A 10,316-nucleotide genomic window follows, 5' to 3' on the forward strand; every position below is an offset into this window, starting at 1 on the left:
CCAACTTTCTCAATGCCGACGCCTTCACCAAACTCGTACTGCAGCCCTATCGAGACGCGCAGTTCGGGCCAAACACCGGGCCGTTCCTCTTCGAGTTCCAACGGCACGGGATGCCGGCGGAAGAGTTCATCGGGAAACTTGATGACTTCTTCGACAGCGTCTCAGCGGAATTCCGCTATGCCGTGGAGATACGGAATGCTGGCCTGCTCGGGCCACGCTACCACGACATGCTGAGGGCACACGGAGTTGCTCATGTCTACAATCATTGGTCCTATATGCCCCCGCTGGCCGAACAGCATCAACGCATGAAGACCATGACGGCCCCGTTCACCGTAATTCGGCTCTTGACCCCATTAAAAATGACTTACGAGGCAGCGAAGAAACGAGCGGAGCCCTATGACAAAATCGTGGGGGAGCTACCGGAGATGCGCAAAGATACGGTGAGTCTTATACAGGAAGCCACAGCAGAGAATCGGTCGACCTATATCCTCGTCAACAACCGAGCCGAAGGGAATGCCCCGCTGACCATTCAGGCACTTATCGACCGCCTACAAACCGAACGCTGAAAGGCAATCTGGACCCACAACTCCTATGCAGCTGCATTGTTTGCCGCGCCTCTCGACGCGAATGGGGAAAACGTCTGTGACGAGATCGCCTTGAGAGCGGCCGCCCTGGCCTTGAGGGCCCGTCGATACGCCCCATCTTCTCCATACTTGAGGATGGAGAACTTCTTGTGCCGGGATTGACAGTTCTCGATCGGCCATTGGACGTCCCAGTAGAGCCGATGGACGCGGCGCCCCTTGGAGAATTCCCATCGGTCGATACGGCTCAGCCCTGAAACGCCAGAGCGATTCGTCTTCTTGAGAATGGCACAGTAGACTGGCTTGCTCAGCGGAGGATTGGACCTGATCAGCGCGTCCCGGTAAGTCGTGGCTGCAACCAACGCCTGCTCAGCTCCGCCGTAGCGGCCGTCACTGAAGCTTCGTACATAAATGCGGGTACGACGTTGTACAGTCACCCGCCAACAGTGCGTGTGGGAGGCCTCGTGATCAATGCGATGAATATTCAACACAAGCCAGCGTCCACCTTATGCCCGGCGAGGTAGGACTCCAAGTAAGCGGCATCTTCACCTGGAATCGTTTTCAAACGTACTCCGAATTCTTCCGTCCGTACCCACGTCACCAAAGCCTCATCCAACACGAGAGCCCGACGCTTTGTTGGTAGGACAACGAATAAGGACAGCGTCATCCCCGGCGTCACTTCGGCCTGACTCTCGACATGGCAATGGTGCATTGAGAGCCCAACAATTTTGCCCACGTCGTATAGATTGTCTTGTGCTGAATGGAACACACAGGACAGAGGCGCGTCTTCGAAAACGCTATTTGGCAGTTCGGCAATGGACATAGGTCAAAGTGTACTCACGCTCTCGACTCAGTCATATTCCTCTTTCGACGGGACCAAGTACCGCTCGCCCGTGCATCACGGTCTAAAAGCCCTGGTCACCTGAGGTCATATCTTCACGACTAGGGGTCTTTGTTTCAGTCTTTCATTGATATCCCGTCGTCCCCGGTCGGTTTCTGGCACTCCAACTGATCCCATTCTCCGGCGCGAACTGCCTCATGACGCATCCGCATCAGTCTTGCCACAACCTCGAGTCCATTCAACACGTCAACCGGGTCTTTGGCGTCCAGGCGGAGAATCAGATCACGAACCCACCAATGAGTCGCGGGGGACGACAATAACATCGACCGCATAACATTGTATTGGTCAGCCCATCGCATGGTATCGCCTTATGACATGTTCTATTGAAACCACCGTTTCTGTATTACCTGCGGTGGCTTGATGTAAGAATAATCGGGCGCAAAAGGGAATGCTCTATATCACCAATCGCAACCCCTTCCATTCAGGCCTCTCTTGATCAACGCTTCAATGCTGCAAAGACCCTGGCTATAGACACGTCGAGGAGTGAAGGACATTCCATACACCAACACAACCAGCTAAAAATCCGACACAAACACCACGATGCACAATCAGACTCGCATCCTATCTCTTTGAAAAGCGCACCCCGGGAATCTACCTCGCCCTTCCAATGTTCACCTACTCCGATACGGCCATTGCCGTTCCGTTAGGGGGAACCCCAATCACATAAGGCAAATGCTCCTACGCTCAGATGGGGAAACCACTTAAAATCCCCTTGGGCACTGTCGCCTACAGTTACCTGAAACCAATCATGCGCGAAGCACAGCAATGCGTCGCACTGGCACCCGAGAGCCTTGGAAGGAGATTGCACCATGCCCGCCGGCATTAGGACATCGCTAACACGGGTCTATACGTATCCCGCATATCTCACATATTCTTCCTATGCTGCCTTGCCGGCTGCGGTCAGAGAAGAAGCTGATCAAATGCAATCGCTGTGGAATGCGATGGTCGACGTTTATGAAGTCGCCCATCGCCAACAGGAGCGCCTTCACAAACAATTCCTTCAAACGAGTCGCACGACGACGCGCGCAGCTGGCGGCACACGTTCGATTGGCGATCCCCTTGAGTGCATCAAACAATTGCGTGGGCAGAACGACTCCCTCGAGGACGCGACTCTTCTTGCCCTTTCTCGTACCTATCGCACAGCTGCGGCTGAGTACGAAGCCTCCCAACATCACAATATCGACCGATGTCTCCCTTACCCTGAGAGCATGAAGCAGGAGCTTTCCCAGATCACCAAACGTCTGCATGACACTCTGCACCAACTCGCACGCACAAGCCCTCTGTCTCGTTCACACAGCAATGCCGTGCTCGAACGAATGAAAACAGCCATCCGCCGCGTGCCCCTCGGAAATCTTCCACCTAGCAAGGAAACAGGTCCGCCGACCTCGTTATTCTTTACTCACAACTTCGGTTCGCAAGGAGTCCGCATCCAATCGTTAACTCGCGCAGACATGACCCAGTCGGGCTCCTCATTTGCCGCCAATCGTCTACTTACACTCAACCCGGACTCGCAACTCGCAGAGGACACCGACCCCCGAGACCGGGGCCAACGAGATTTTTGCAGAACCGAGGGGGAACTTTTCGTTCGCAACGTCCCAATTCCGTTTGAAATCATCCTTACTCCCCTTCTGCCCAAAGACGCTCTTCTCAAACAGGTCTCTCTCATTGGTTCACAACAGCGACCACAGACGAGCGTCAACTTTGACAGTTCCAACGCACGTCTCAGGAACGACACGACATGGCAGTGGCACCTTCAATTCACGCTAATCGTACCGCCGACCCAGCAATCGGAACCAAAAAAATACGGGATGATCGCCCTTGATTTTGATCATCGACTCATAAATGACGCGACCCCCCTTGTTAGGGTGGGAGAATGGGTATCTGACACGGGCAAACACGAATCCGTCTTCTTTCCCGCGCGGATACTAAAAAATCTAATTGCGGCATACGAAGCCAGGGAAGCCCTCAATGTTCAGCACCTCGCCCTCAAACAACTATTTGTTCATTTTCCATTTGGTGAGGCACTCGCCGATATGGTCAAGGAGCCCATTCACAGCGATGTGCCACTGAGCAGAAAGAGGCTTCGATGCATTGCTCATCAGGCAGTTGAAAAGGCCTACAGCGCTCCCCTTACAAGCATAATCCGAGAAATACTCTCGCAAATTCGGAACACACGAATCGATGTAGTGAGACGGCGCCGACAATGGCGCAGAGACCGAACCGAGTTTTACGACAAGCTTGCGCATCGCCTGTCGAGAGAAGCCGGGACTATTGTGCTGACTCCAATACTGATGCCTGGACCTTCAGGCTCCGAGGGATCTTCTACCTGTACGACAAGCAGTGCGCCATTAGCACAAGCCCTCGCACATTCCATCAACATGCAAGAGTTTATTCATCGACTTCGGCATGCCGCGCCCATCTATCGGACCACACTTCATTTTGTACAATCCATGCATGCCTTGATCGCCTGACTTACGCGGCCCCTTGCAAAGATACTCCGACGTTCTCAACCAACAGCTTCGCCCCATCCCACTCCAGTCCTTGAGACAGCGCCTACCAAAACAATAACCACCGCCTCACGATCGCCTCTGCGTTGTGCACACCACAATGAGGCCCCCATGCTTGGCACAGTCGATTTGCTTCCACACACCCAAGTGGTTACGAACAGCACACCTACCAATGCTTCCTCTGCTGATCTGTCTCAGAGTGGGGATGATTCCCCAGTATTGCCCCGGTTAGCCGCCGAACCAGTTGGTATGAAAACCGAGGCGGTGCCCGATCCTCCGCCCCCACGACGCGATGAAGAAGACGACGAAGATGAACAGGACCCGATTGTTAGCCTCGAACAGGACTCCAATGATTTTCAGCGCGCGACGATCTCCATCGTGATGACGCTGCTCCCAACGGACCGCCACCCTGACGGCCGCCTCACACTCATCGGCGTACGAAGTCACAACCTCCCGCCGCAGCTGACTACCGCACGATTCAACGACTTATTGCCCCTTCCGGAATCTCTGAGCCAGGCCCTCACACGTTGGGAGCAGACCTTTCCTGCGGCGCTAACGGCACGGAAAACCCAGCGGGACGCAAGAGCCGCCGAGCAACAGACTAGAAGCCTGGAACAGGAGAAAAAGCGCGAAGCGGAACGGCAAGCCAGAAAAGCCAAAGTTGCTAAGCCGACCGCCGCGAAAGCCACGTCCGTGGCCCCAACACCCAAACCGGATCGCGAACAACACTCAGACGATTCCCCCTCAAACACAGCCCTTCCTCAAGCCGGCTTATTCGAGTAGCGAAAGGAGCCTTATGGTTACGCTTCAACTTGAAGGACAAGAAATTCAATTGCCCCCCGAAATCGCCATCAGCGACGATGCGGTTCGCAAAGCGATCGCCCCCCTCTTCCCACAAGCCGCCCATGCCACCATTCAGCGAACCACTGACACGAATGGGATGACAACGATTAGGCTCACGAAACAGGCTGGAACGAAAGGAAATTACCATGTCATCCTCCGTCAGCTTATCGAGTCCCCCCGCCACGTCAATCCCGCCCTCACGCTCTACCAGACATACCAAGCTGAGTCCCAACCAACCCAGGCAACGGTCGAATCCATACTCCTCACGCAGCAAAAGCTGCGTCTCGCCATTGAGCATGGTGAAAAGGAATACAAAGAAACAGCTACCATTAAGGAGCGACTCACAAGCACTCCTGGCTCGCCCAGCCGCATCCTTCCACCTGGGTTTTAACCTGCCCTCCACACCGTTGAACCTTGTTCTCGCATCCCTCAAAAACACAGAGGTTATCTCGGTCCCCTCATGCCTCGAATATCTGGAGGAGAGAGAGCGCGACTTTTGTATTGTCAACACGTTCCATGAGATCTTTCCACGGAGGTTTCGCACTGCCGCCGCCGCCCTTCCGCATCGAAGCATCAAGGAGGCCGCAGAACAGCTTCAAGAAGAGTTCATTAAACTAGTCGAGCAACACTACTTCCCGCTCGATAGCTGGGACACCGAATGGATTCGAGACCGCTTCCCATTCATTCCCATACATTTGGAAAATTATGATTGTGAGTCGGAATTCGAAGAGGTACCGCTTCCAATCTGTATCGCAGCGGCCTGGGTGGGACACTATTCCTACGCCCCCACCTGGACGAATATTCAAGAAGAACTCAGCGAGCACGCTACAATTCCACGATGCTTTTTGAATCCTCAACACCGGTGCAACGTTCAATTTCTTGACTTCAGGAGACGTTGTGCCAGACGGCGCTTTCCCATTTCAGGATTTCCCCAGGTCATCGACATCCTCGGCCACTGCACCGGATCTCTGTTCCTTGACATCAGCTATGACTGCGAGTCACCAGATCACCCGTACCAATGGAACAAACGGGATCTCAAAGCTTTGGCTCGCCAATGGAAACGGGCGCAACTCATGCAAGAAGCCATGAATAACACGACTAAAGCCTTACTCGACAATCCGTCCGCATGGGAAACGATTTTCAGCTGCTGGTCCGATCTTTGTACTGCAACACATGAGGCGCAAACATGAGAGATGCAAGCTCGGGGCACGACGCGTCTCTGCACTTCATCGGCGGGCAATTGCTTCTTGAATACAAGGATGGTGAAGCGGTTGTCAGAAAATGTATTTCACCAGAGGCTGCCAGGAATGCGTTCTCATCAGCCGGGATAGATTCCGACTGGCTCCCAGAACATGTCTGCCGCTATGGCATAGGCCCCGGAGGTCCATGGCTGCTCCTCCGATTTCCCCCTGGTCGATACCTGGTCCCATTGGCTGACCCCATTAGACTTTCCGGAGGAGGGGCCCCACACACAATGCTTGCCGTCCCGATGCCGGGGTTGTTGTTTCTGGGGTATGGGACCCGTTATTACGTCTGGGCCTACAAGCTATGGAAGCACGCGGCAACAAAACTCTTCAAGGCACCGCTTGCAAACGTGTACCCTGATGGCGCGATCTGTTTCGGAAACGTCCATCCACGGGTTGCCCACGGCAACACGATTGCAAACAACTGGCGACTATTCTGGGATAGTAACTTTTCCGACCATCTCGCAAATGGGAAATCCGCCACCCATCCGGACAATATCTTGCCCTTCCTGGCGAAACTTCACTCAACTGAGGCACAAGACTATCCTCTCGATGATCTTGAGCCGGCTCACCTCTCAATTGCCGCCATCATTCGTCAACTGATGGAGAGCGGGAAGTAGTAATCACATATGACGAGGACGTCTCCTTTTATTAAACACCACATTGCGAGTTGTCTACTTCCCGCCGACAATTCCACCCTTTACGACTATGTTCTGGCTGGCAACGGGGTCTTCATTCGCGGCAAACGTAGAGAACTGTCAGTGCTTTTTCCAATTGTCGAACATCCAATTGCCGGCCTTCCTCCCATTGCGGGCAGCCTGACGCTCACGATTCCGAGAATTCCACAACGGTTCATCCAAGAGATGATGGAAGAGGCACTAGGAGCCTGCGCAGAGCCGGCGGGTCCCGTAGAAAGTCTATTTCATTTTGAACACGACACAGATTGGTCCATGACTATTCCAGACCAGATTCGTACGCCATTCTCAGTCCAACCTAGCACCCCTGAACGCTGTCCATCTTACGAGCATGCCATTGTCGAGATTCACTCACACCACACCATGGCTCCACGGTTTTCTGTCGTGGACGATGAAGACGAAACGGGGTTTCGAATATACGGTGTGTGTGGATGGTTGACCACTCGCCCGTCCATTACATTTCGTGTCGGGCTGTATGGCCATTTCATCCCAATCCCAGCGGAGTTCGTTGCAGAGCTACCTCCCACACTTCAGGACACATATAGACAATGAGGGGCGAGATGTCATCGCGACAGGTTGTCACTGCAGGGAATCGCAGCATAGAACAAAACACCAGCACACACCTGGACCTTAGTCATGTACATGCCGTGAATGTGCTTCCTAAGCAGTGCCAACGCCTCCATCTCATCCAAATCGGATGTGGGGGCATCGGAGCGTTTCTTGGTATCCACGTCGCCCGCCTCGCACGGGAGTGTTTCCGTCTATTTGATACGGTGAAGGTCACTTTCTATGATGGGGACACAATTGAAGAAAAGAACCTACGTCGTCAAAACTTCTGTCAGGCAGAAATCGGACACAATAAAGCAGAGGCCTTAGCATTTCGAATCTCTACCGCTTGGGGGATTCCCATTCGCGCGTTTCCACGGCATTTCTCGGAGAAAGAGGCACAGCCTGAGTACGACACCCTGACCATTCTTCTCGGTTGCGTTGACACAGCAAGGGCTAGGCGTAGCCTCCATCAAGCTCTCGCGCGATTGAACACCAGAAACGATGCCCAAGCATGGCTGATTGATGGTGGGAACCTCACCACCCACGGGCAAGTGTTAGTTGGTAACGTCGTCAAAGACTTTAACCCAGACGAGAGCTTTCAGCTGCGCACTGTGTGCCAGTCACTCCCCGCGCCAGCGCTTGTGCACCCAGAATTGCTCAAACGAGAACGTCGCCCCGTCAACACTCAACCGCGGTCATGTGCTGAACTTGCACTAAGTGACCCGCAATCCCTCACGATCAATAGCATCATTGCCTCGCACATGGCGGACTACCTGCTTCGACTCGTCATCACCAAAGACCTTCGCCGTTTTGCAACATATATCGATATGGATACTGGCTCAGCGCGCTCCCTGGCCATTACTTCGACGGGAATCTCCCGTGCACTAGGCTTATACCAAAACAAGTCTATGGGGAGGGCTTCCTAGCCATGAACCTACGACACCGCTAAAGAAAGTCGGTAATACAAGATGACAATACTTCGATCAAAGAAGATCAAGCTCCGACGATCCACATCGAATGCTTACGTTCTTGGAAATGCCGTACGCTTATAGCGCCTGGATTCAACGCTGGGGCCTTTCCGGTATTTTGTGGATTTCTACGGCAAGTCTGACGCACGCCGCACAGCCTCTCCCCCAGGAACTGATGAATCAATGGTTTGCAGTTGAAGTCTTGAGTGGAGCCAAAATTCCTTTATCGATTGAATTCGTGCCATCTCCATGGTCACTGATCCGGCTACGGCTGGCGCCGGACGAACGACTCTTGGTGTTATTTAATGCTCCCGTACAAGACTGCACGATTAGTGGCGACGCCCGGCTAGATCCAGATCGAGGTCGGATCCACATCCGAAGCCATGCCATCACGTGCCGTACTGCTAGAGGATTTGAAACTAGACTCTTCACTGGAACGGTGGTTTCTGAAACTGACGGGTTTCAAGGGGTCCCGTTGTCATTGGCACATCAAAGCCAGGATCAGAAGGGGTACATCGTCCCAGCCGGAGTCCAAGGCACCCTGGTCGTCCTTCCACACAACCCTCCCGAGAGAGTCGACGCCCCTCCCCCATCTCGCAAGTAATCGCTATCCATCTCTTTCGCTGCCCGCATTCGATGCACACTCTTGATGCCTTCAGTCTCTCGGTGGAGCCATGTTAAAGCGAAAACGGCGTTCTCTTCCACACTGAACGCCACTCGCCGGACACGTGCGGCACTCGCGGAGGGAGCGGCACCGTCCCGACTGGAGGAGCCTATAGGAACACTGTCACGCGGCAAGTGTAGCCGGACGTGAATGCGTGGCCCAATCGAGCAGAATGGGCTAGCACGCCAATATCGAGCGACGGTGCATGATCACTAAAGAGAAAGGCGTCAGTATGAAAGAAGCAGATGCACGCCTACCCCAAGGGATGCCAGGACTATGGCGAATAAAACTCAGCGACAATGGGCCGGTAACTATTGTCACGCCACGAGAGGACGAGGATGAAGATCTAACGATTGCGGTGATCACTGAGCCCTTCAACAACAGAAAGGAGGTCCTCGCGAACGCATACCTGATCGCTGCAGCTCCGAAACTGTATGAACAACTACGACTCTTAGTCCGTTGGGCAGAGGACCAGGGAGAATCGTGCAGATTCGCACAGGATGCTCTCGCTGCAGCACAGGGAGAATCTCACACAACGTGCGCGGGCCCATGTATCGCGGGGCTTATGCCGGGTGAAGCGTGTGAGCAATGCGGCAAGCTCTGTGAGGATAGTGAGACAGAGCTATGACACTGCATTTCACAGCGGGCCCATGGGTCGTCTACAGATCTTTGAATCGATAGAAGCCATCTCGACTGTATCCATTACCTTGACAAGCCTTTCATCGATTGACCAGGTGCTTCGCCAGTTTCAAGACGCCCAGCTTGATTCTGATGATGTTTTGTTCCGTCGTCATGATCCTCGCTCCTTTGATGAGGAGGACTGTATTTATCTATCAGATTTAAATTTACCTTTTAGGCCTAACTAGTATTGAGCCTCCTCCGAATCCCACGCACACACGTACACAATTCTTTCCCAGCTCAGGGCCAACCGCGCCACCACCTCCCAACGAGCGCTTACTCTCATCCCCCGCCTGGAGAACTCGTCCCATCAATCTGGAGTGTCATGCCAACACCCTTTGTCCATCTGCACACGCACACCACCTATAGCCTGCTCGATGGCGCCACTCTTCTAGATCCCCTCATTGAACACGTCAGATGGCTCAAGCAACCAGCCGTCGCGATCACCGATCATGGAAATCTCTTTGGCACAATCCCCTTCTACACCAAGGCCCGATCGGCAGGCATCAAGCCGATCATTGGGTGCGAAGTCTACATGGCCAAGGGCAGTCTGTTAGACAAAAAACCCCCAGAGGGACCCCGTGATTTCTATCACCTCATCCTGCTAGCCCAGAACAGTCTCGGATACCAAAACCTCATTCGCCTGGTCAGTCACGGCTACACGGAGGGTTTCTATTACAAACCCC

General features: G+C 53.7%; 11 protein-coding genes. 8 read left to right on the plus strand and 3 right to left on the minus strand.

The window, feature by feature from the left end; genetic code table 11:
- Positions 1-566: DUF72 domain-containing protein (locus tag KF784_18335; protein MBX3121022.1), on the plus strand; the 566-nt coding region annotated here is incomplete at its 5' end.
- 23 nt (positions 567-589) lie between these two features.
- Here KF784_18335 and KF784_18340 read toward each other — a convergent pair.
- From KF784_18340 to KF784_18350, 3 genes are all read right to left on the minus strand, one after another.
- Positions 590-1,018 carry a hypothetical protein gene (locus KF784_18340; protein MBX3121023.1) on the minus strand — a complete coding sequence of 143 codons (429 nt, stop codon included), beginning with the start codon at positions 1,016-1,018 and terminating at the stop codon, positions 590-592.
- Between the two features lie 47 nt (positions 1,019-1,065).
- Positions 1,066-1,404 carry a hypothetical protein gene (locus KF784_18345; protein MBX3121024.1) on the minus strand — a complete coding sequence of 113 codons (339 nt, stop codon included), beginning with the start codon at positions 1,402-1,404 and terminating at the stop codon, positions 1,066-1,068.
- A 134-nt stretch (positions 1,405-1,538) separates the two neighbouring features.
- A complete protein-coding gene (locus KF784_18350) occupies positions 1,539-1,745 on the minus strand; it encodes a hypothetical protein (GenBank protein MBX3121025.1) in 207 nt (68 codons plus the stop codon).
- Positions 1,746-2,291: 546 nt separating this feature from the next.
- Between KF784_18350 and KF784_18355 the strand changes: the two genes are divergently transcribed.
- The 7 genes from KF784_18355 to KF784_18385 all read left to right on the plus strand — a co-directional run.
- Positions 2,292-3,953: a hypothetical protein gene (locus tag KF784_18355; GenBank protein MBX3121026.1), complete on the plus strand. Its 1,662-nt coding sequence runs from the start codon at positions 2,292-2,294 to the stop codon at positions 3,951-3,953.
- 285 nt (positions 3,954-4,238) lie between these two features.
- Complete coding sequence (locus KF784_18360; protein MBX3121027.1) at positions 4,239-4,772, plus strand: hypothetical protein; 534 nt, start codon at positions 4,239-4,241, stop codon at positions 4,770-4,772.
- A 13-nt stretch (positions 4,773-4,785) separates the two neighbouring features.
- Positions 4,786-5,223 carry a hypothetical protein gene (locus tag KF784_18365; protein MBX3121028.1) on the plus strand — a complete coding sequence of 146 codons (438 nt, stop codon included), beginning with the start codon at positions 4,786-4,788 and terminating at the stop codon, positions 5,221-5,223.
- A 16-nt stretch (positions 5,224-5,239) separates the two neighbouring features.
- Positions 5,240-6,022, plus strand: coding sequence for a hypothetical protein (locus tag KF784_18370; GenBank protein MBX3121029.1), 783 nt, complete (start codon positions 5,240-5,242; stop codon positions 6,020-6,022).
- Positions 6,019-6,696 (plus strand): hypothetical protein, encoded by a 678-nt coding sequence (locus KF784_18375; protein ID MBX3121030.1) that lies wholly within the window; start codon positions 6,019-6,021, stop codon positions 6,694-6,696. Before KF784_18370 ends, KF784_18375 begins: the two co-directional genes overlap by 4 nt.
- A 635-nt stretch (positions 6,697-7,331) precedes the next feature.
- Positions 7,332-8,246 (plus strand): ThiF family adenylyltransferase, encoded by a 915-nt coding sequence (locus KF784_18380; GenBank protein MBX3121031.1) that lies wholly within the window; start codon positions 7,332-7,334, stop codon positions 8,244-8,246.
- A 1,709-nt stretch (positions 8,247-9,955) separates the two neighbouring features.
- Positions 9,956-10,316: PHP domain-containing protein (locus KF784_18385; protein ID MBX3121032.1), on the plus strand; the 361-nt coding region annotated here is incomplete at its 3' end.

Source organism: Fimbriimonadaceae bacterium (assembly GCA_019638775.1).
GTDB lineage: Bacteria > Armatimonadota > Fimbriimonadia > Fimbriimonadales > Fimbriimonadaceae > JAHBTD01.

What these genes read in the sequence shown, in the direction of transcription:
- KF784_18345 (MBX3121024.1), bottom strand. Translation starts at nt 1,404, where the DNA reads ATGTCCATTGCCGAACTGCCAAATAGCGTTTTCGAAGACGCGCCTCTG.
- KF784_18350 (MBX3121025.1), bottom strand. Translation starts at nt 1,745, where the DNA reads ATGTTATTGTCGTCCCCCGCGACTCATTGGTGGGTTCGTGATCTGATT.
- KF784_18355 (MBX3121026.1), top strand. Translation starts at nt 2,292, where the DNA reads ATGCCCGCCGGCATTAGGACATCGCTAACACGGGTCTATACGTATCCC.
- KF784_18360 (MBX3121027.1), top strand. Translation starts at nt 4,239, where the DNA reads ATGAAAACCGAGGCGGTGCCCGATCCTCCGCCCCCACGACGCGATGAA.
- KF784_18365 (MBX3121028.1), top strand. Translation starts at nt 4,786, where the DNA reads ATGGTTACGCTTCAACTTGAAGGACAAGAAATTCAATTGCCCCCCGAA.
- KF784_18375 (MBX3121030.1), top strand. Translation starts at nt 6,019, where the DNA reads ATGAGAGATGCAAGCTCGGGGCACGACGCGTCTCTGCACTTCATCGGC.
- KF784_18380 (MBX3121031.1), top strand. Translation starts at nt 7,332, where the DNA reads ATGTCATCGCGACAGGTTGTCACTGCAGGGAATCGCAGCATAGAACAA.